Here is a 21110-nt window from a genome sequence, read left to right as displayed (position 1 = left end):
GAAAAGCAGCATAAAATGCTGCTTTTTATTTTTCCATCAAATAGGTTTTATTCATTTTTTAACTTTCTATCAAGATAATTTTCAGTAACTATCCTACTTAAACATTATACTTGCTTCAAAGTTTCTTCTATATGTTTCCTGCTGTAAATTGTAATAAGTACTAACAAATTATAGGCAACAGAAAATTTCCCCACGCCTCTAATACCTATTGGCAATTTTCCAGGTTGAAATATTTGTTTATGAATCCTATCTGTATTCCGTTTATATGCTTTTTTAAGTAAAGCTCATGAAAAATAACCAAATTCTTATAAAAAAATTAATAAAATATTTTGTACAAAATACAATTTAAATTACAGGTAAGGAAATAAATTTTTATTTATTTAAAAACTTTGAGAGGTAAAAACCATCATGCAAGTCGGAATTTGCATAAAAATGTACTAAATATAAACAAGGAATTTCTAAATTCATTCCGAATTATTAATAAACAAAATAAATTTTAGATCGGTTAATAAAACTTGTATAAAGGGGGTAATTGTTTTGGAACAATTTTTAGGTGATGATTTCTGGGTCATGACTTATCGGATTTTTATTGCTGCTTTATTATGTGGGGGCATTGGTTTAGAACGTGAAATTAAAAAACATCCAGCTGGGTTTCGTACTCATTTGCTAGTTGGGGTCGGTTCTTGTTTAATGATGCTTTTATCACTATATGGATTTCAAGATTATATCGATAGCCAAAACAATATCAGGTTTGATCCAGGTCGAATTCCAGCCTATGTAATTAGTGGTATCGGTTTCTTAGGAACTGGAACGATTTTAGTAAAAGGTGCTACTGTCAGTGGATTAACAACAGCAGCTTCGATTTGGGTAGTTGCTGGAATTGGCTTAATTGTAGGAGTTGGGATGATTGCTCCAGCAGTTTTAACAACAATTGTTGTATTATTGAGTTTAATTTTTTTCAAAAAATTTGAGAGAAAACTACGATTAACGAATGAGGAGTATATTTTAACGGTCATTGTTGACAAGAAATTCAATCAGTTAAATGAAATTTTAAAGATTGTGGAGGAAGAAGGGGTATCGTTACGAGATGTTTCCATTGAAGATTTACCAGCTAGTGAAAATGGAATCGTTCAAAAGAAAGTAACGATGGAAGTTTACTTCGATGATTCCTCTATTTTGGCAGCCATTCAAAGCAAAATTTCCTCCCTAGATTATGTTCAAAAAGTATCTTAAGAAACGTCCTTTTAAGTACAAATGATGTCTAATATATACCTGCTAATTGGCAACGTAACTTTAAATTGTTGCCAATTCTTCATTCATTCGGTAGTTTGTACACATAATATTTAGGGAATGCTACTACTGAAAATTTCGTTCGTGAAGATTCGGTAAGTGTAATTAGTTGAAAAAAATATTAAAGAAAAGATATAATATTAACAAGGTCAAAGAAAGTCAAAGTCAAGAGAAAGGGGAGGGATTGATGCGAAATATTTCTGATGTTATCGAAGAGTATTTAAAAAAGGTATTGCATGTTAGTAATGATAATGTTGTAGAAATTAAAAGAAATGAAATAGCAGAAAAATTCCAATGCGTCCCCTCACAAATTAACTATGTTATAAATACGCGTTTTACAATTGAAAAAGGTTATATTGTTGAAAGTAAAAGAGGTGGTGGGGGCTATATTCGTATCATTAAAGTTGAAATGGAAAATCATGCTGAGTTAATTGATCAGATGCTTGAATTGATACCGAATCGAATTTCCCAATCGACTGCGGATAAAATAGTAGAACGGTTGCTAGAAGAAAAAGTTATTACACCAAGGGAAGCCAGATTGATTACAAGTGCTATTGATCGAAATATATTGTTCGTTGAATTGCCAATTAGGGACGAGTTGCGTTCTAAAATTTTGAAAGCAATGCTTCGTACATTAAAATATAAGGAATCTGAGTAAACAAAAATGGATTCGTTTTATAAATCTTGAGGGAGAGGTGTAAATTATGGAATGTCAAGAATGCCATCAAAATCCAGCCTCTGTTCACTTTACAAAAATTATTAATGGTCAAAAAACTGAAACACATCTCTGTGAACAATGTGCAAGGGAAAAAGGTGAATGGTTCCCTGGTGCAGGAGGTTTTTCCATTAGTAACCTTCTTTCAGGTTTATTAAATCTGGACTATCCGTTAGCGAACACTTCTACTAATAAACCATTTGGTACCATTGGGGTTAACCAATGTCCTCGGTGTGGAATGACTTTCCAACAATTTTCGAAAATTGGCAGGTTTGGTTGCTCAAATTGTTATGAAACATTTCATTCTCAATTAGATCCAATTTTAAGACGTGTTCATAGTGGAAATACAGTGCACCATGGTAAAATTCCAAAGCGTATTGGCGGTCATCTTCATCTTTCTAAAGAAATATCACGCTTAAAAGAACAATTGCAAAAAGCCATTCAATATGAGGAATTCGAAAAAGCAGCTGAGTTAAGAGACAAAATCCGCTCCTTAGAGCAACTTTTGCAGGATCAAAGAGGGGGGGAACAGTAAACGATGTCAGTGCACCGCTTTATTAATCGGGCGTTAAGTCCATGGATGATGATGGAAGGCCCAGATCATGATATCGTTTTAAGCAGCAGAATCCGTTTAGCTAGAAATTTGAAAGATATCGTTTTCCCAACATTAGCTTCTGGAGAAGATTTACAAAAAGTTTTGCAATTAATAAACGATTCAATTCAAAATCAAAGATTTGGCAGCATCGGTTCATTCGAAATGATCAAGATGAATGATTTAGAGGTTATTGAGAAACGTGTACTAGTTGAAAAACATTTAATCAGCCCACATCTCGCTGAAGTTTCAGAAAGAGGTGCGGTTGTATTATCAGAAAATGAAGAAGTCAGCATCATGGTTAACGAAGAAGACCACATTCGCATTCAATGCTTAACTCCTGGTTTGCAATTATCACAAGCCCTTCAAATTGCTAATGCAATTGATGATTGGCTTGAAGAAAGAATAGATTTTGCATTTGATGAGAAAAGGGGTTATTTAACTAGCTGTCCGACAAATGTTGGTACAGGTCTTAGAGCCTCTGTCATGGTTCATTTGCCTGCATTAATTTTAACGAACCAAATGAATCGAATTATTCCAGCCATTAATCAATTAGGATTAGTTGTTAGAGGAATTTATGGAGAAGGCAGCCAAGCACAGGGGAATATCTTCCAAATCTCAAACCAAATAACTTTAGGCATGTCCGAACAAGATATTGTAAAAGATTTGGAAAGCGTAGTTTCCCAAGTGATTGCCCAAGAGCGTAACGCAAGAGAAATGTTAGTAAAAACATCTGCAATACAACTTGAAGATAAAGTATGGCGTTCCTATGGTCAATTAGCACATAGCCGCATCATTTCATCAAGTGAAGCCTCCCAATGTATATCTGATGTAAGGCTTGGCATTGATTTAGGATTTATTAGAAATATACCAAGATCAATCTTAAGTGAATTAATGATTTTAACACAGCCAGGTTTTTTACAACAATATGCAGGAAAAAAGCTTACGCCTGAAGAAAGGGATGTAAGACGGGCTACTTTAATTCGTGAACGCTTAAAACTAGAAAAGGATTCGATGGGAGAGTGATCTAAATTGATGTTCGGAAGATTTACAGAACGAGCGCAAAAAGTGTTGGCCCTTGCGCAAGAAGAAGCAGTTCGATTAGGCCATAACAATATTGGAACAGAGCATATTTTATTAGGTCTTATTCGTGAAGGAGAAGGAATTGCAGCCAAAGCGCTGATAGCATTAAATCTTGGTCCTGAAAAAATACAAGAAGAAGTTGAGGCATTAATTGGTCGTGGAGATGAAATAAGCCAAACTATCCATTACACTCCAAGAGCTAAAAAAGTTATTGAGCTTTCAATGGATGAAGCTAGAAAGCTTGGTCATTCTTATGTAGGAACCGAACATATATTATTAGGCCTCATTCGTGAAGGAGAAGGAGTAGCTGCCCGGGTTTTAAACAATTTAGGTGTTAGCTTAAATAAAGCACGCCAACAAGTGTTGCAGTTATTAGGGTCAAATGAGTCTCCAACCGGCAGCCACCAAGGAGGAGCGGCAGCAAATGTCAATACCCCAACATTGGATAGTTTAGCCCGTGATTTAACGCAAATTGCCCGTGAAGGAGCTTTAGATCCTGTTATAGGCAGGAGCAAAGAAATACAACGTGTGATTGAAGTGTTAAGCCGCCGAACTAAAAATAATCCGGTGTTAATAGGAGAACCTGGCGTTGGTAAAACTGCCATTGCTGAAGGTTTGGCTCAACAGATCGTCCAAAATGAAGTTCCAGAAATTCTCCGTAACAAGCGGGTCATGACATTGGATATGGGTACTGTTGTTGCTGGAACAAAGTACCGTGGTGAATTTGAAGATCGCTTGAAAAAAGTGATGGATGAAATTCGCCAAGCAGGAAATATTATTTTATTCATTGATGAGTTGCACACATTAATTGGAGCAGGAGGTGCAGAAGGAGCCATTGATGCATCCAATATTTTAAAACCATCTCTTGCTCGTGGTGAATTGCAATGCATCGGGGCAACAACTTTAGATGAATATCGAAAATATATTGAAAAAGATGCAGCGCTTGAACGACGTTTTCAACCGATCCAAGTTGGAGAGCCAACCCAAGAAGAGGCTATTCAAATTTTAAAAGGATTGCGAGATCGTTACGAAGCACATCATCGTGTCACAATTACAGATGAAGCGATCGAAGCTGCAGTAAAACTTTCCGACCGATATATTTCTGATCGTTTCTTACCTGATAAAGCGATTGACCTTGTTGATGAAGCGGCAGCAAAAGTGCGTCTTCGCTCTTATACAGCTCCACCGAATTTAAAGGTTCTTGAGCAAAAACTTGAGGAAATTAGAAAAGAAAAAGATGCAGCTGTCCAAAGCCAGGAATTTGAAAAAGCAGCTTCTCTACGTGACACTGAGCAAAAACTTCGCGAGGAAGTAGAAAAAACGAAAAAAGAATGGAAAGAAAAGCAAGGCAAAGAAAACTCTGAAGTTACACCAGAAGATATTGCTTTAGTCGTTTCCGCATGGACTGGCATACCTGTAGCAAAATTAGCTCAAGCAGAAACAGAACGCCTATTGAATATGGAAAATATTCTTCATTCTCGGGTCATTGGACAAGAAGAAGCGGTCGTAGCGGTGGCAAAAGCGATTCGCCGCGCTCGGGCCGGTTTGAAAGATCCAAAACGTCCAATCGGATCATTTATCTTCTTAGGTCCAACAGGTGTAGGGAAAACAGAGTTGGCTCGGGCACTTGCAGAAGCAATGTTTGGAGATGAAGATGCCCTTATCCGAATTGATATGTCAGAGTACATGGAGAAACATACGACATCTCGCTTAGTAGGTTCACCTCCTGGTTACGTTGGTCATGAAGAAGGCGGTCAATTGACTGAAAAAGTAAGACGAAAGCCATATTCTGTTGTATTATTAGATGAAATTGAAAAAGCACATCCTGAAGTGTTTAATATTCTTCTTCAAGTATTAGAAGACGGACGTTTAACAGATTCAAAAGGGCGAACGGTCGACTTCCGCAATACGATCGTCATTATGACTTCTAACGTTGGTGCAAGTGAACTTAAGCGGAATAAATATGTAGGCTTTAACGTACAAGAAGGCCAAGAATATAAAGATATGAAGTCAAAAGTAATGGATGCATTGAAAAAAGCATTCCGTCCAGAATTTTTGAACCGAATTGACGAAATTATTGTTTTCCATTCTTTAGAGAAGCAGCATATTAACCAAATCGTAACATTAATGGCTAATGAATTATCGAAGCGTCTAAAAGAACAAGATATTGATTTTACATTGTCAGATGCAGCTAAGGAAAAAATCGCCAATGAAGGGTATGACCCTGAATATGGCGCACGGCCTTTAAGAAGAGCGTTGCAAAAACAAGTCGAGGATCGCCTATCCGAAGAATTATTAAAAGGAACTATTAAAAAAGGTCAAAAAGTAATTATTGATGTTAAAGATGACGAATATGTCGTCATAACAGAATAAATGAATAGAAGCGGCTAATCTTTATTACGTTGATTCAGCCCCTTCTTTGTTCATCCAATTTTGTATTAAAAATCGCGATGCAGTCTCCCTCTAAATTTTCGGTTTAGGGGGAGTTAATCGCGAAAAATAATAGTAACTTACATTTCTTGTTCTTGTATATATTTTTTATTACTTCTAATGGTGCAACGCCGGAATTTAATATTAAATGACTTCGATTCCAAAAATAAGGTTTCCAATAGAATTTGCTTAAGTGTTTGGCAAATTCTTTTCTTATATATCGAGATTTTGCTGTTTTAAAAGTATTAGAAAGTTGTACTTGAGGTGTAGTTTCAAAAAGAATATGGATATGGTCTTCTCTCCATTAAATTCGACCTTTACATTTAGTATTTTCAAATCATTAATTTGCGATCTCTTCCAAACGTTTACATCTCTTTAATTATGCATTTATTTAAGTTAAACGAAGCTGCATCCAAATCTTTGATTTGGGTGGGGAGGTTCACTGTGGTATCATAAAAATAGATGGTTAGTTTAGTTAAGAGAGGAAATTATTTCATGTCTAAAAGAAGAACAAAGTTTTGCTGTCAAGAATGTGGCTATGAATCACCGAAATGGATGGGGAAATGTCCGGGCTGTAATCAATGGAATACGATGGTTGAAGAGTTGGAAATTGCGAAGCCGACAAGACACCAAACGTTCATAACCTCTTTAGAATCATTAACAGGTGGGGCCTCCAATAAACCACGCGTCATCTCTTCCATCGAATCAGTTCAAGAACCGAGAATTTATACCAACTACAAAGAAATAGACCGCGTCTTGGGCGGGGGCATTGTTCCTGGATCGCTTGTTTTAATCGGCGGTGATCCGGGAATTGGTAAGTCGACGCTTCTATTGCAAATTTCTTCCCAACTTGCAAGTTACCATCATAAAGTTTTATATATTTCTGGCGAAGAATCTTTAAGACAAACGAAACTTCGGGCTGACCGATTACGTATAAATAGTGAAAAGCTATTTGTATTGGCGGAAACTAACTTAGCCTATATTGAAAAAACGATTGATGAATTGTCACCAACGTTTGTCGTTATTGACTCGATTCAAACCGTTTACCATCCCGAAGTGCAATCTGCGCCTGGAAGTGTTTCTCAAGTACGAGAGTGTACCTCTCATTTTATGAGGCTTGCTAAAACAAAAGGAGTCGCCATTTTTTTAGTTGGTCATGTGACCAAGGAAGGTGCAATTGCTGGTCCAAGGCTATTGGAGCATATGGTGGATGCTGTTTTATATTTTGAAGGTGAGCGCTCGTATACGTATCGGATTTTACGTGCTGTCAAAAATAGATTTGGTTCCACGAATGAAATGGGCATTTTTGAAATGAAAGATGATGGTTTACAGGAAGTTTTAAATCCATCGGAAATTTTTCTTGAGGAACGTTCAGAGGGAGCTGCCGGATCAATTGTAGTTGCATCCATGGAAGGAACACGGCCGGTACTTGTTGAAATACAAGCGCTAATTGCTCCGACTAGCTTTGGAAATCCGAGAAGAATGGCTACAGGAATCGATCATAACCGGGTCTCGCTCATCATGGCTGTACTAGAAAAGAGAGTAGGTTTATTGCTTGGTTCCTATGATGCTTACTTAAAAGTTGCTGGTGGTATCAAGCTTGATGAACCTGCGATTGATCTTGGCATAGCTGTTAGTATTGCGTCAAGTTTCCGTGATCAGCCTTCCAACCCAACGGACGTCGTTTTTGGCGAAGTTGGTCTGACTGGTGAAATTAGAAGGGTATCAAGGGTTGAACAACGAGTGCAAGAAGCGGCTAAGATGGGTTTTAAACGGGCGATTGTTCCAAAGAAAAATTTAGGTGGCTGGCAAATACCAAAGGGTATACAAGTGATTGGGGTTTCAAATGTTCAGGAAGCATTAGAATATACTTTAGGAAGATCACATTGAGAACAAATTTTGGTAAAGGGCCATTAAAATTGATATTTCCTATCGTAACAATATAAAATAGAAGGTGAATGACTTTTGGGAAGTGAGCATGTTTTTAAAATAGAAAAGAAGTTAATACTGGTAAGGGAGGTGAAGGAATGGTTAGAAGAATTGTACAGCTATTTTTTGTTATCGTAGGCGGAACCTTGGGTTATTTATATTTTCCACTTTTATTCAAAGCCATTCATATAAGTGAAATTGGCTGGCTAGTATCGCCTTATGCATCTGCCGTTTATGGAGCACTTATTTTATTTCTTACTACATTTTGGGTTGTTGATTATATTGTTGGGTTAATACGTAAAATTGAAGAAACGTTAGTAAAGGCACCGGCCACAGATATTTTATTTGGAAGTTTAGGTCTTATTATCGGTCTTATTGTAGCTTATTTAATTATGATTCCTTTGAAAGATATACACTTTCAAGTTTTGAGCACTATTATTCCAATTTTTGTGACGTTGTTTTTAGGATATTTAGGATTTCAAGTTGGATTTAAAAAACGGGAAGAACTTATTAATTTGTTTTCAATCCCCGCCCGTTTAGGAACGAAAGAAAAAAAGAAACCATCACCTGATGGAACTGAATTCCTTGAAGAGACTCCTGCAGGAAAATTGAAGATTCTCGATACAAGCGTTATTATTGATGGCCGCATTGCTGACATATGCCAAACAGGATTTTTGGAAGGAACGATTGTCATTCCTCAATTTGTTCTGGAAGAATTGCAGCATATCGCTGATTCATCTGATGCTTTAAAACGAAATCGGGGTAGGCGCGGCTTAGATATTTTAAATCGGATTCGCAAAGAATTAGAGATGAATGTAGAAATTTATGAAGGAGATTTTGATGATGTTCAGGAAGTAGACAGTAAGCTTGTTAAGTTGGCGAAGCTTACTTCAGGAATTGTTGTTACGAATGACTTTAACTTAAACAAAGTTTGCGAATTGCAAAATGTACCAGTATTAAATATTAATGACTTAGCAAATGCTGTGAAACCTGTTGTTCTTCCTGGTGAAGAATTGAATGTTCTAGTTATTAAAGATGGAAAAGAACATAATCAAGGAATTGCTTATCTTGATGATGGTACAATGATCGTTGTAGAGGAAGGCAGAGATTATATAGGAAAGCGCATTGATGTCCTTGTGACAAGCGTGTTGCAAACTTCTGCGGGAAGAATGATTTTTGCGAAGCCGAAGCTGTTGGAAAAAGCTTTATAAAAGAATCAATATAGGTTGCAGGGTGAAGATTATGGACTATTATGCAGTAATTCCTGCTGCAGGCCAAGGAAAAAGAATGAAAGCAGGGATGAATAAGCAATTTATTAAATTAAATGGGATTCCGGTCATTATCCATACGTTGCGAGTGTTTGAACAAGATGAAGCTTGCCGGGGCATCATCCTTGCTGTTAATGAAAATGAAGTTTCTATTTTTCAAGAACTTATACGTGATTATCAGCTTAATAAAGTGCTTAATATCGTCATTGGTGGGAAAGAAAGACAGCATAGTGTTTATAATGGATTAAAAGTGATTCAAGAACGCGACCCTATTGTATTAATTCATGATGGTGCCAGACCATTTATTAAAAAGCGAATGATTCATGAACTTGTTCGCTATGCCGTCCAATATGATGGAGCAATTGTGGCCGTTCCTGTGAAAGATACAATAAAAGCCGTTCGAAACAATATTGTTGAAAAAACGGTGGAGCGTTCAAGCTTGTGGGCGGTGCAAACCCCACAAGCTTTTCGTCTTTCTGTTATTTTAAAAGCCCACGAAGAGGCTGAAAAAGATCAGTTTTTAGGGACAGATGATTCCAGCCTTGTTGAGCGTTTAGGGAAAAACGTATACATGGTAATGGGTGATTATGAAAATATTAAATTAACAACACCTGAAGATTTAATATATGGTGAAGCGATCTTAGCTAATAGAAAAGGAGAATAGTAGATGATTCGAATAGGACAAGGATTTGATGTTCATCAGCTTGTGGAAGGTCGTCCGCTCATTATTGGCGGCGTAACGATTCCGTACGAAAAAGGGTTGCTCGGCCATTCTGATGCTGATGTACTTTTACATGCGGTTACTGATGCAGCACTTGGAGCTCTCGCACTTGGCGATATCGGTAAACATTTTCCTGATACCGACCCAACATATAAGGGGGCAGACTCGGCAAAATTATTGGAGGATGTCTGGTCTCTTGTTAAAAAAGAAGGTTATAAGCTTGGGAACTTAGATTGCACAATTATTGCCCAAAAGCCGAAAATGGCCCCGTATATTGAGCAAATGAGAGAACGGATTGCGAAATTGTTAGAAGCTGAAATTAGTCAAGTCAATGTGAAAGCTACTACTACCGAAAAATTAGGTTTTACTGGGCGTGAGGAAGGGATAGCCGCTCAAGCAGTCATTCTTCTTACAAAATAAAGATTGAATATGAATAAAGAAGAGATTGTTTGTCCGTTTGGTAACTTTCCTGCTTTAACGTTTGAAAGATGTTAGTGTAATAATAAAGAAAGATAGAATGGTTGTTAGATGAAGGTTTGGGAAAAAATATACACAATTTTGTACCATATGAAGTATTTGAAAATTCCACCTTGCTCTCCCCTTTTTTGTTATAATAAACTCAACTGAAAGGGAAAACTGTCGAAAAAACACTCTTATTGGTTGGAAGGTTGGATTGAGGGGACTACTACAACTGGAAACAGTTTAATGAGTAGGGAATTTTTCGTAATGACTTTTATTGTAAGGTTGTAAGGTTTTTGTCTAGGCCTTGTTTTTTCATAACATGAAAGAAGTGACTAGGTAAAATAGCGTCTGAGTGAAAAACTGCTTACTTATTTAGAAAGGCCTCTCCAATAAGACAGTAAGGGTGTTCAGTGGTGGATTGTTGGTTGAAGATTTTAGGAAATTGAATGGAAGGTGTCTGATTTTTTATGGAAAAAAAGATTAGAGTTCGTTATGCACCAAGCCCAACAGGTCATTTACATATTGGTAATGCACGTACGGCATTGTTTAATTACTTATTTGCTCGAAACCAAAATGGAACATTTGTTATTCGGATTGAAGATACAGACATTAAAAGAAATATTCCGGGCGGAGAGCAAAGTCAGCTTAAATATTTAACTTGGCTTGGAATTGACTGGGATGAAAGTATTGATAAAGATGGTGGTTACGGCCCGTACCGCCAAATGGAACGTCTCGATATTTACCGAAAATATACCGAAGATTTATTGGCTCGCGGCCTTGCTTACAAGTGCTATTGTACAGAGGAAGAGCTTGAAGCGGAGCGGGAAGCGCAAATGGCGAAAGGTGAAACACCTATTTATTCTAGGAAATGCCTTCATTTGACTCCAGAAGACCATGAAAAGCTTGAAAAAGAAGGGCGCCAATATAGTATTCGATTTAAAGTTCCAAAAGACCGCGCCTATTCGTTCAATGACATCGTTAAAGGTGAAGTTTCTTTTGATTCAAACGGCATTGGGGATTTCGTAATTGTAAAGAAAGATGGAATCCCAACTTACAATTATGCGGTAGTTATTGACGACCATCTGATGGAAATTAGCCATGTATTGCGCGGGGATGACCATATTTCTAATACACCGAAACAATTAATGATTTATGAAGCATTCGGTTGGGAACCGCCGATCTTTGGCCATATGACGCTGATTGTCAATGAATCTCATAAAAAGTTAAGCAAGCGTGATGAAACAATCATTCAATTTATAGAACAATATGAAGAATTAGGTTATTTACCGGAAGCATTGTTCAACTTTATTGCTTTATTAGGTTGGTCTCCGGGTGGAGAGCAAGAAATTTTTACAAAAGAAGAATTTATTCAAATTTTTGATCCAAAACGTTTGTCCAAAGCGCCGGCTGTATTTGATACCAATAAATTAACATGGATGAACAACCAATATATGAAACGCATCGATGTGGACAGGCTTGTAGATATTTCGCTGCCGCATCTAATAAAAGCAGGCCGTCTTCCTGAACAGCTCACGGATGAACAAAGGGAATGGGCACGTGAACTGATTGCCCTTCACCAAGAGAAAATGAGCTATGGTGCTGAAATTGTTGAACTAACCGAGCTATTTTTCAAGGAAGAACTCGTATACGATGAAGAAGCGAAAGAAGTTTTGAGCGGAGAACAAGTGCCTCAAGTGTTAATGAGTTTTAAACAACAACTTGAAGGGCTTGATTCTTATACTGTTGATGAAATTAAAGCAGCAATGAAAGCTGTTCAAAAAGAAACCGGTCAAAAAGGCAAAAATCTTTTCATGCCTATTCGCGCAGCTGTAACGGGACAAGTTCATGGTCCGGACTTGCCGCAAACAATCAAATTGTTAGGAAAAGAAAAAGTGATAGCACGTCTTGAAGCTTTCTTATCATAAGATTTTCAAGGATGCATATCATATTATTTTAACTTTCAATATTTAAAGATTGGCAAATAGTAAAAAAGGTAATATAGTATATATATAAATAAAACGGAAGCCTAAAACGAAGCTATTAATGTAATGAAAAACAAACATAATAAAGCAAAAACTGTGATGAGGAGAAGTAAAGATAGGCGCTTGCTTGACAGAGAGAACTACCACTGGCTGAAAGTAGTTTAAGCAATCCTACTTGAAAATGCACCTCAGAGTCTTTTGTTGAACGGTTTTTCCTAGTAGGCAAAAGCGGCCTCTCCCGTTATGAGGATAAGTTGGGGCAAGTTTAGTTTTTTACTTGTCCAAACAGAGTGGAACCGCGCAATAAAGCGTCTCTGTGCCTATGCATAGAGACGCTTTTTTTAATACTTCCCTTTTCATTGATTCACAAAACTTTGAGTTATAAAATAGGAGGGTAAAGAAGTGTTTAAACGCATCCGTGAAGATATCGAAGTTATTTTTGAGCAAGACCCGGCAGCTCGAAGCTATTTAGAAGTGATATTAACTTATTCTGGACTTCACGCAATTTGGGCCCATCGAATTGCCCATGCTTTGTACAAACGAAAATTTTTCTTCTTGGCTAGATTAATTTCACAAATAAGCCGCTTTTTCACTGGAATTGAGATTCATCCAGGGGCTAAAATTGGTCGGCGTTTTTTTATTGACCACGGTATGGGGGTCGTGATCGGTGAGACTTGTGAAATCGGAAATAATGTGACTATTTATCAAGGTGTAACATTAGGTGGTACAGGAAAAGAGAAAGGAAAACGGCATCCAACGTTAAAAGATAACGTCCTAGTTGCTACAGGTGCGAAAGTATTAGGTTCTATTACAATTGGGGAAAACTCAAAAATTGGGGCTGGCTCTGTCGTCCTTCGCGATGTTCCGCCAAATTCAACCGTTGTTGGGATCCCTGGAAAAGTTGTAGTGAAAGATGGAGTAAAAGTGACAGCCCATGATTTAAGACATAATGAATTGCCAGATCCAATTGCTGAAAAAATATCGGATTTGGAAAATAAAATAAAAGGATTGAAAGAAGAAATAGAGAGATTGAAGCCACGAGGTGAATAATGATGGCCATTAAATTTTACAATACATTAACTAGACAAAAAGATGAGTTTCATCCAATTGAAGAAGGAAAAGTAAAAATGTATGTTTGCGGTCCAACCGTATATAACTATATCCATATTGGGAACGCACGGCCGGCAATCGTATTTGATACGGTTCGCCGTTATTTGCAATTTCGTGGATATGAAGTAAAATATGTTTCCAATTTCACTGATGTTGATGATAAATTAATCCGGGCAGCGAATGAATTAGGGGAAGATGTGCCTACAATCGCTGAACGGTTCATTCAAGCATACTTTGAAGATGTTGGCGCATTAGGTGTGCAAAAAGCAGATGTTCATCCGAGAGTAATGGAAAATATGGACATTATTATTGAATTTATAGAAGCGCTAATTGAAAAAGGGTATGCATATGAATCGGATGGGGATGTATATTTTCGAACGAGGAAATTCAAAGATTATGGAAAACTCTCCCATCAACCAATTGAGGAATTGCGTCTTGGAGCGAGAATTGAAGTAGGTGAGAAAAAACAAGACCCATTAGATTTTGCCTTATGGAAAGCGGCTAAAGAAGGTGAAATTTATTGGGAGAGCCCATGGGGAAAAGGAAGACCGGGATGGCATATTGAATGCTCGGCAATGGCGAAAAAATATCTCGGAGAGACAATAGATATTCATGCTGGCGGACAAGATTTAACATTCCCACACCATGAAAATGAAATCGCGCAAACAGAGGCGCTAACAGGAAAAACTTTTGCAAATTATTGGCTTCATAATGGATATATTCAAATTGATAATGAGAAAATGTCAAAATCGCTTGGCAATTTCGTATTAGTTCATGATATTTTGAAACAAATTGATCCGCAAGTACTTCGCTTTTTCATGTTGTCTGTTCACTACCGCAACCCTATTAACTTTAGCCAGGAATTATTAAACAGCGCAAAAAGCGGACTTGAACGACTTCGGACAGCTTATGAAAATCTTTTGCACAGAAAAGAAAGCAGCACAGGTTTAACCAACAATGATGAACAATGGCTTGCTATTATTCAAGAACTACATGCCCGTTTTATTGAAGAAATGGATGATGATATTAATACGGCAAATGCAATTTCGGTTTTATTCGATTTGGCGAAACAAGCAAATATTTATTTAAGAGAACCACAAACATCCCCTAAAGTCATTGATGCATTCTTGCATGAATTTGAAACATTAACAAATGTATTGGGCATTAAGCTGCAAAAAGAAAACGAACTATTGGATGAAGAAATCGAAGCGTTAATTGAAAAAAGAATAGAAGCAAGAAAAAACCGTGATTTTGCGTTGGCAGATCAAATTAGAGACCAGTTAAAAGAAATGAATATTATTTTAGAAGATACACCACAAGGAACCCGTTGGAAAAGGATGTAGATTCGTGGACGAAATAAATAATACGCATACGATTGATGTTAAACAATTAAATGCACTTGCCTTAGCTTATATGGGAGATGCAGTTTTTGAAAGCTTTATTCGATATAAGTTATTGATAAACGGTGGGGTAAGACCCCATCGTCTTCACCTTGAAGCGACAAAGTATGTTTCTGCGAAAGCGCAGGCAGAAATGATACACGCACTTATTGAACAAGGTTTATTGACAGAAGAAGAGATGGCGGTTGTGAAAAGGGGCAGGAACGCCAAGTCTGGTACAATTCCGAAAAATACAGACGTACAGACCTACAGGTATAGCACTGCCTTTGAGGCTTTGCTTGGGTATCACTATTTAGCGGGTGAAAAAGATCGATTGTATGAGCTGATGGAGTTCGGTTATAAAACTATTCAGAAAGGAGTGGATGGTTGTAGTGAGTGAATGGATCATTGGCAAAAATCCAGTACTCGAAGCGTTGAAAGCAGGACGTGATATTAATAAAATTTGGATTGCGGAAGGTTCCCAAAAAGGGCAAGTTCAGCAAATTTTAAACCTTGCCAAACAAAGAGGCGTCATCGTACAGTATGTTCCAAAGCAAAAAATTGACCAAACGGTTTCTGGTAACCATCAAGGAGTGGCTGCTTCCGTCGCAGCCTATCATTATGCCGAAGTGGATGACTTATTTAAGGCGGCTGCTTCTAAAAAGGAAGACCCTTTTTTTTTAATTTTAGATGAAATTGAAGATCCGCATAATTTAGGTTCAATTTTGCGTACGGCTGATGCAGCGGGTGTTCATGGCGTTATCATCCCGAAAAGGCGGGCTGTTGGATTGACGGCGGCGGTTGCAAAGGCGTCCACTGGAGCTATCGAACATGTTCCGGTTGCAAGGGTAACAAATTTGGCCAGAACAATCGAAGAATTGAAAGAAAAAGGTGTATGGATTGTTGGGACAGATGCAAAAGGAACGCAAGATTATCGACAGCTCGATGGGAAAATGCCATTAGCAATTGTGATAGGTAGTGAAGGAAAAGGAATTAGCCGCTTGATTCGTGAAAAATGTGATTTTTTAGTTCGGCTTCCGATGGTAGGGAAGGTCACTTCGCTTAATGCATCTGTTGCGGCAAGCCTGCTAATGTATGAGGTCTATCGAAAACGACATCCTATTGGAGTTTAGGTGATGATGGACGTATTAATTGTAGATGGGTACAACATTATAGGTGCGTGGCCTGAACTGCGAGAATTAAAAAAAACCGATTTTGCTGCCGCTCGTGATAAGTTAATTGAAAAAATGGCGGAGTATAAAGCTTATACTGGATATAGAGTCATCATTGTATTCGACGCCCATCAAGTTCCGGGAATTGAAAAAAAAACAAAAACCCATAATGTAGAAATTATTTATACAAGAGAAAATGAAACAGCAGATGAAAGAATTGAAAAAATGGCAAATGAATTAAATAATATTAAAACACAAGTTCATGTTGCTACATCAGACTATACGGAGCAATGGGTTGTTTTTGGACAAGGTGCGTTAAGGAAATCAGCGCGGGAACTTTTAAATGAAATGATTGAAATTGAAAAAAATATTGATCGGTCCGTCCATAAAACAAATCAAAAAAAAGCACCGAACCGTATCAATATTAAGCGGGAAATTGCAGAAATTTTTGAAAAATGGCGCCGAGGTGACCGATAAAAGGTTGACTCCCTAAATTTACCTCCTGTATAATATTACTAGCTATATGCATCGGTTGTGGACGGAGGGATCAAAGAGTGAGCATGCACCTCAAAGAAAATGCGATCAAAGATTTAGAACATCTAGAGGATGAAGAAGTAGTTGAACAAGTCCACGCGGGTTCTATAGAAGCGCTAGAGTATTTAATTCATAAATACAAAAATTTTGTACGGGCAAAAGCCAGGTCTTATTTTTTAATTGGAGCAGATCGTGAAGATATCGTTCAAGAAGGCATGATCGGTCTGTATAAAGCAATCCGCGACTTCAAAGAGGACAAGTTATCATCGTTTAAAGCATTTGCAGAATTGTGCATCACAAGACAAATCATTACAGCGATAAAAACCGCCACAAGACAAAAACATATTCCATTAAATTCTTATGTATCATTGGACAAGCCGATTTATGATGAAGAATCTGACCGAACTTTACTCGATGTTATCTCCGGAACGAAGACTCTTGATCCTGAAGAATTAATCATTAACCAAGAAGAATTTGTTGATATAGAAGTGAAAATGGCTGAAATTTTAAGTGATTTGGAGAGAAAGGTGTTGAACCTATATCTAGATGGTCGTACATATCAAGAAATCTCCGAAGACTTAAATCGCCATGTTAAATCAATTGATAATGCTCTTCAAAGGGTAAAACGAAAACTTGAGCGCTATTTGGAACTAAGGGAAATTACGATGTAATTTCCCTTTTTACATTGACATGGTTCTAGTCGTATGGTACAGTTTTACAAGTGAAAATATGAAAATGGGGATATTATATACTGATTGATATATTTAGGACAAGCCCGAAAATATGGGAACAGGCTTGTCAAGTTGGAGGTACATGCATGCAACGGTTAATTAAATTCCTTCGTGATGTAGTTCGTGAAATGAAAAAAGTCAGCTGGCCGAAGAAAAAAGAATTAACGAAATATACAATCACTGTTATTGTTACGGTCACATTTGTAGCTTTGTTTTTTACAGTTGTTGATTTGGGAATTTCAAAACTCATACGCTTAATACTCGGTTGATTTCCTTTTTTGCGTCTAAATGTAGTATAATGTTGTATAATAAAGGGAATACAGGAATCTAAACCCGCTTGCGGGTTTTTTCGTGTTTATACGAAAAAGGAAAAGCCCTATACAATCAACGATGGAATTAGATACATCTAGGATCAAAAGAACACAACAAAGGAAAAGTTGAGGTGGGCTAATCGTAGAAAGGTTGCGAAATCCGCAAGTCGTATATAAAAACGATAGCACCTGTTTGATAATCCGATAGGGAGGGAATGGACTATTAGTGTCCTACGTTAATGGAAAAGAATTGGTATGTTGTTCATACTTATTCAGGGTATGAAAATAAAGTAAAAGCAAACTTGGAAAAACGAGTGGAATCCATGGGTATGCAGGATAAAATTTTCCGCATTGTCGTCCCTGAAGAAGAAGAAAATGAAATCAAAAATGGCAAAAAGAAAGTCGTTAAGAAAAAGGTTTTCCCTGGGTACGTTTTAGTCGAGCTAATTATGACCGATGACTCATGGTATGTTGTCAGAAATACTCCTGGTGTGACAGGGTTTGTAGGGTCAACAGGTTCCGGATCAAAACCGGTTCCTCTTCAAACAGAAGAAGTAAATGCCATTCTAAAAAGAATGGGATTGGACAAAGTTCAGACAGAAGTCAATTTTGCTATTAAAGATACTGTCCGTGTCATTGAAGGTCCGTTTAAGAATTTCACAGGAACAATTGAAGAAATTGATATGGATAAACAAAAAGTGAAAGTGCACGTAAATATGTTTGGAAGGGAAACTCCTGTTGAACTGGAATTTACACAAATTGAGCCTTTATAACATTTAAACAGAAATTGCATGCAAAAAAACTTGCAAATTTGTCTAATAAATGATAAAATTCATGTGTTTCCTATGGGTCTCAAATGAAAGAGGCTATTGTTGATATATAGGATATGAGTGGGAGGGTCTTAATAAGGCCTAATTTTACCACATCACGGACTTTAAGGAGGTGTGTCTCGTGGCTAAAAAAGTTATTAAAGTAGTAAAACTTCAAATTCCTGCCGGTAAAGCTAATCCAGCACCGCCAGTTGGTCCTGCATTAGGTCAAGCAGGTGTAAACATCATGGGATTCTGTAAAGAGTTTAACGCTCGTACAGCTGAACAAGCTGGACTAATCATCCCTGTTGAAATTACGGTGTTTGAAGACCGTTCATTCACGTTTATTACAAAAACTCCGCCTGCTGCTGTACTTCTTAAGAAAGCTGCTGGAATCGAGTCTGGTTCTGGTGAGCCAAATAAGAAAAAAGTTGCAACAGTTAAGCGTGACAAAGTGCGTGAAATTGCTGAAACAAAAATGCCTGACCTTAACGCAGCAAGCGTAGAAGCTGCTATGCGTATGGTTGAGGGTACAGCACGCAGCATGGGAATCGTTATTGAAGACTAATCCCAGAAGTTGCTAAGGTGATTGGCAGAGGTTGCGAGGAAAATGGCTAAACACCGCTCGCAACCTTTATTCGTGGGAGGTAAAACCGTTATAACCACATGTGAGGAGGATTTTTAAATGGCTAAAAGAGGCAAAAGATATCAAGAACTTGCTAAGCTTGTTGACCGTACAAAAGCTTATCCGGTACAAGAAGCTGTTGAATTAGTGAAGAAAACAGCAACTGCTAAATTTGATGAAAGTGTTGAAGTTGCTTTCCGTCTTGGCGTAGATCCAAAGAAAGCTGATCAACAAATTCGTGGTGCAGTTGTTCTTCCGCATGGAACTGGTAAAACACAACGTGTGCTAGTGTTTGCAAAAGGGGAAAAAATTAAAGAAGCAGAAGCTGCAGGTGCTGATTATGTTGGCGATGCAGAATACATCAACAAAATCCAACAAGGTTGGTTTGACTTTGATGTTGTAGTTGCAACTCCTGATATGATGGGTGAAGTTGGTAAACTTGGACGCGTGTTAGGTCCAAAAGGTTTAATGCCAAACCCAAAAACAGGTACAGTTACATTCGATGTAGCAAAAGCTGTTCAAGATATTAAAGCTGGTAAAGTTGAATACCGCGTTGATAAAGCTGGAAATATTCATGTACCAATTGGTAAAGTATCTTTTGAAGATGCGAAGCTTGTTGAAAACTTAACAACAATCGTTGAAACAATTCAAAAAGCAAAACCAGCTGCTGCAAAAGGAACATATATGAAGAATGTAACAATTGCATCTACAATGGGACCTGGTATTAAAGTTGATGTTGCCCCAATTTTACTTGGTAAATAAGTTTGACAAATAAGTAATAGAAGTTTATAATAACACGTGTTGTTTGAAAATTATATAAGCCATATACCGTAGACAGTAGGTGCTTTAAGGCTTAATATCCTACCGAGGTGTTTTTTATAAATCTGTTGCAGTGAAGTGAACGGATCTATAGTGCCTCCATGTCTACGCATGGGGGCTTTTCTATTAACCGAAAAAACACAGTACGGTATAGAAAATTTACAGGAGGTGTCAAAATGAGCGCGATTATTGAACAAAAGAAACAAATCGTTCAAGAAATCTCTGAAAAGTTACGTGAAAGCAAATCAGTCGTCTTTGTTGATTATCGTGGACTTGATGTTGCTGAAGTAACTGAACTGCGTAAACAATTACGTGAAGCAGGCGTTGAGTTTAAAGTATATAAAAATACTTTAATGCGTCGTGCAGCTGAAGCTACTGACTTTGCAGCGCTTAATGACAAGTTAGTTGGACCAACTGCGGTTGCTTTTGGTGTCGAAGATGTAGTGGCTCCTGCAAAAATCCTTAACGAGTTTGCTAAAAAACATGAGGATTTAGAAATTAAAGCAGGTATCATCGAAGGAAACATTGCAACAGTTGAAGAAGTTAAAGCGTTAGCTGAACTTCCATCTCGCGAAGGATTGCTTTCTATGTTGCTTAGCGTATTGCAAGCTCCAATTCGCAACTTTGCACTTGTTACTAAAGCTGTTGCTGAACAAAAAGAAGAACAAGGTGCTTAATATCGCAATAAATTTAATAATTTAAATGAAAATTTAAATGAAAACTAAGGAGGAACATTCAAATGACTAAAGAACAAATCATTGAAGCGGTTAAAAATATGACTGTTTTAGAATTAAATGACCTAGTAAAAGCTATTGAGGAAGAGTTTGGCGTAACTGCAGCTGCTCCAGTTGTTATGGGTGGCGCTGTTGCAGGTGGCGCTGCTGCTGAAGAAAAAACTGAATTTGATGTTATCTTAGCTAGCGCTGGCGATCAAAAAATTAAAGTTATCAAAGTTGTTCGTGAAATCACTGGCCTTGGCTTAAAAGAAGCTAAAGACCTTGTTGATAACACTCCAAAACCGCTTAAAGAAGGCGTATCTAAAGAAGAAGCAGAAGACATCAAAGCTAAACTTGAAGAAGTTGGAGCTAACGTTGAAATTAAGTAATGATAGTAAAAAAGCTCGCTCATCTAGAGCGGGCTTTTTTTAT

The 21110-nt window shown here is 37.5% G+C and carries 23 protein-coding genes and 2 other annotated features; of the genes, 22 read left to right on the top strand and 1 reads right to left on the bottom strand.

Annotated elements, in window-relative coordinates; all coding sequences use genetic code 11:
- Nucleotides 1–570 precede the first annotated feature (570 nt).
- The 5 genes from HR057_RS12745 (at nucleotide 571) to clpC (ending at nucleotide 6053) form a co-directional block, all read left to right on the top strand.
- Nucleotides 571–1233 carry an MgtC/SapB family protein gene (locus tag HR057_RS12745; protein WP_173731830.1) on the top strand — a complete coding sequence of 221 codons (663 nt, stop codon included), beginning with the start codon at nucleotides 571–573 and terminating at the stop codon, nucleotides 1231–1233.
- Between the two features lie 244 nt (nucleotides 1234–1477).
- Entirely contained in the window at nucleotides 1478–1948 is a 471-nt protein-coding gene (locus tag HR057_RS12740) for a CtsR family transcriptional regulator (protein ID WP_173731823.1), read from the top strand.
- A 46-nt stretch (nucleotides 1949–1994) separates the two neighbouring features.
- Nucleotides 1995–2540, top strand: coding sequence for a UvrB/UvrC motif-containing protein (locus tag HR057_RS12735; RefSeq protein ID WP_173731822.1), 546 nt, complete (start codon nucleotides 1995–1997; stop codon nucleotides 2538–2540).
- A gap of 3 nt (nucleotides 2541–2543) precedes the next feature.
- Nucleotides 2544–3623, top strand: a complete 1080-nt coding sequence (locus HR057_RS12730; RefSeq protein WP_173731821.1) for a protein arginine kinase — start codon at nucleotides 2544–2546, stop codon at nucleotides 3621–3623.
- Between the two features lie 6 nt (nucleotides 3624–3629).
- The gene (clpC, locus tag HR057_RS12725; RefSeq protein ID WP_173731820.1) at nucleotides 3630–6053 is read left to right on the top strand and encodes an ATP-dependent protease ATP-binding subunit ClpC; all 2424 of its coding nucleotides are present in this window, start codon (nucleotides 3630–3632) and stop codon (nucleotides 6051–6053) included.
- A 103-nt stretch (nucleotides 6054–6156) separates the two neighbouring features.
- Here clpC and HR057_RS17395 read toward each other — a convergent pair whose 3' ends face one another.
- A complete protein-coding gene (locus HR057_RS17395) occupies nucleotides 6157–6393 on the bottom strand; it encodes a transposase (protein WP_407926126.1) in 237 nt (78 codons plus the stop codon).
- A 212-nt stretch (nucleotides 6394–6605) separates the two neighbouring features.
- Between HR057_RS17395 and radA the strand changes: the two genes are divergently transcribed.
- The 17 genes from radA (at nucleotide 6606) to rplL (ending at nucleotide 21067) form a co-directional block, all read left to right on the top strand.
- Nucleotides 6606–8000, top strand: coding sequence for a DNA repair protein RadA (gene radA / locus HR057_RS12715; protein ID WP_173731819.1), 1395 nt, complete (start codon nucleotides 6606–6608; stop codon nucleotides 7998–8000).
- A gap of 137 nt (nucleotides 8001–8137) precedes the next feature.
- Nucleotides 8138–9250, top strand: a complete 1113-nt coding sequence (locus HR057_RS12710) for a PIN/TRAM domain-containing protein (protein WP_173731818.1) — start codon at nucleotides 8138–8140, stop codon at nucleotides 9248–9250.
- A 31-nt stretch (nucleotides 9251–9281) separates the two neighbouring features.
- Complete coding sequence (ispD, locus tag HR057_RS12705) at nucleotides 9282–9971, top strand: 2-C-methyl-D-erythritol 4-phosphate cytidylyltransferase (protein WP_173731817.1); 690 nt, start codon at nucleotides 9282–9284, stop codon at nucleotides 9969–9971.
- Nucleotides 9972–9974: 3 nt separating this feature from the next.
- Nucleotides 9975–10448, top strand: coding sequence for a 2-C-methyl-D-erythritol 2,4-cyclodiphosphate synthase (gene ispF, locus HR057_RS12700; RefSeq protein WP_173731816.1), 474 nt, complete (start codon nucleotides 9975–9977; stop codon nucleotides 10446–10448).
- Nucleotides 10449–10957: 509 nt separating this feature from the next.
- A complete protein-coding gene (gene gltX / locus HR057_RS12695; protein WP_173731815.1) occupies nucleotides 10958–12415 on the top strand; it encodes a glutamate--tRNA ligase in 1458 nt (485 codons plus the stop codon).
- A gap of 144 nt (nucleotides 12416–12559) precedes the next feature.
- Nucleotides 12560–12791: a binding site (T-box leader), on the top strand.
- A gap of 83 nt (nucleotides 12792–12874) precedes the next feature.
- On the top strand, nucleotides 12875–13522 hold the full coding sequence (gene cysE, locus HR057_RS12690; protein ID WP_173731814.1) for a serine O-acetyltransferase: 648 nt from the start codon (nucleotides 12875–12877) through the stop codon (nucleotides 13520–13522).
- Nucleotides 13523–13524: 2 nt separating this feature from the next.
- Complete coding sequence (cysS, locus tag HR057_RS12685; RefSeq protein WP_173731813.1) at nucleotides 13525–14925, top strand: cysteine--tRNA ligase; 1401 nt, start codon at nucleotides 13525–13527, stop codon at nucleotides 14923–14925.
- 70 nt (nucleotides 14926–14995) lie between these two features.
- Complete coding sequence (locus tag HR057_RS12680) at nucleotides 14996–15361, top strand: Mini-ribonuclease 3 (RefSeq protein ID WP_173731828.1); 366 nt, start codon at nucleotides 14996–14998, stop codon at nucleotides 15359–15361.
- Entirely contained in the window at nucleotides 15345–16094 is a 750-nt protein-coding gene (gene rlmB, locus HR057_RS12675; RefSeq protein WP_173731812.1) for a 23S rRNA (guanosine(2251)-2'-O)-methyltransferase RlmB, read from the top strand. The genes HR057_RS12680 and rlmB overlap by 17 nt, the downstream gene beginning before the upstream one ends.
- Before the next feature lie 6 nt (nucleotides 16095–16100).
- Nucleotides 16101–16610, top strand: a complete 510-nt coding sequence (locus HR057_RS12670) for an NYN domain-containing protein (RefSeq protein WP_173731827.1) — start codon at nucleotides 16101–16103, stop codon at nucleotides 16608–16610.
- A gap of 83 nt (nucleotides 16611–16693) precedes the next feature.
- Complete coding sequence (gene sigH, locus HR057_RS12665) at nucleotides 16694–17338, top strand: RNA polymerase sporulation sigma factor SigH (protein ID WP_173731826.1); 645 nt, start codon at nucleotides 16694–16696, stop codon at nucleotides 17336–17338.
- A gap of 146 nt (nucleotides 17339–17484) precedes the next feature.
- On the top strand, nucleotides 17485–17667 hold the full coding sequence (gene secE / locus HR057_RS12660) for a preprotein translocase subunit SecE (protein WP_173731811.1): 183 nt from the start codon (nucleotides 17485–17487) through the stop codon (nucleotides 17665–17667).
- Between the two features lie 281 nt (nucleotides 17668–17948).
- Nucleotides 17949–18482: a transcription termination/antitermination protein NusG gene (gene nusG / locus HR057_RS12655; RefSeq protein WP_173731810.1), complete on the top strand. Its 534-nt coding sequence runs from the start codon at nucleotides 17949–17951 to the stop codon at nucleotides 18480–18482.
- Nucleotides 18483–18660: 178 nt separating this feature from the next.
- A complete protein-coding gene (gene rplK / locus HR057_RS12650) occupies nucleotides 18661–19086 on the top strand; it encodes a 50S ribosomal protein L11 (protein WP_173731809.1) in 426 nt (141 codons plus the stop codon).
- Between the two features lie 117 nt (nucleotides 19087–19203).
- Nucleotides 19204–19905, top strand: a complete 702-nt coding sequence (gene rplA, locus HR057_RS12645; protein ID WP_173731808.1) for a 50S ribosomal protein L1 — start codon at nucleotides 19204–19206, stop codon at nucleotides 19903–19905.
- A 48-nt stretch (nucleotides 19906–19953) separates the two neighbouring features.
- Nucleotides 19954–20096, top strand: a sequence feature (ribosomal protein L10 leader region).
- Nucleotides 20097–20138: 42 nt separating this feature from the next.
- Nucleotides 20139–20639, top strand: coding sequence for a 50S ribosomal protein L10 (gene rplJ / locus HR057_RS12640; RefSeq protein WP_173731807.1), 501 nt, complete (start codon nucleotides 20139–20141; stop codon nucleotides 20637–20639).
- A gap of 62 nt (nucleotides 20640–20701) precedes the next feature.
- Nucleotides 20702–21067, top strand: a complete 366-nt coding sequence (gene rplL / locus HR057_RS12635) for a 50S ribosomal protein L7/L12 (RefSeq protein ID WP_173731806.1) — start codon at nucleotides 20702–20704, stop codon at nucleotides 21065–21067.
- Nucleotides 21068–21110: the final 43 nt, after the last annotated feature.

The organism is Calidifontibacillus erzurumensis (assembly GCF_013303125.1).
Taxonomy (GTDB): Bacteria; Bacillota; Bacilli; order Bacillales; family Bacillaceae_J; genus Calidifontibacillus; species Calidifontibacillus erzurumensis.
Note: the sequence above shows the minus strand (reverse complement) of the source record. Positions and strands in the feature narration are given on the sequence as shown.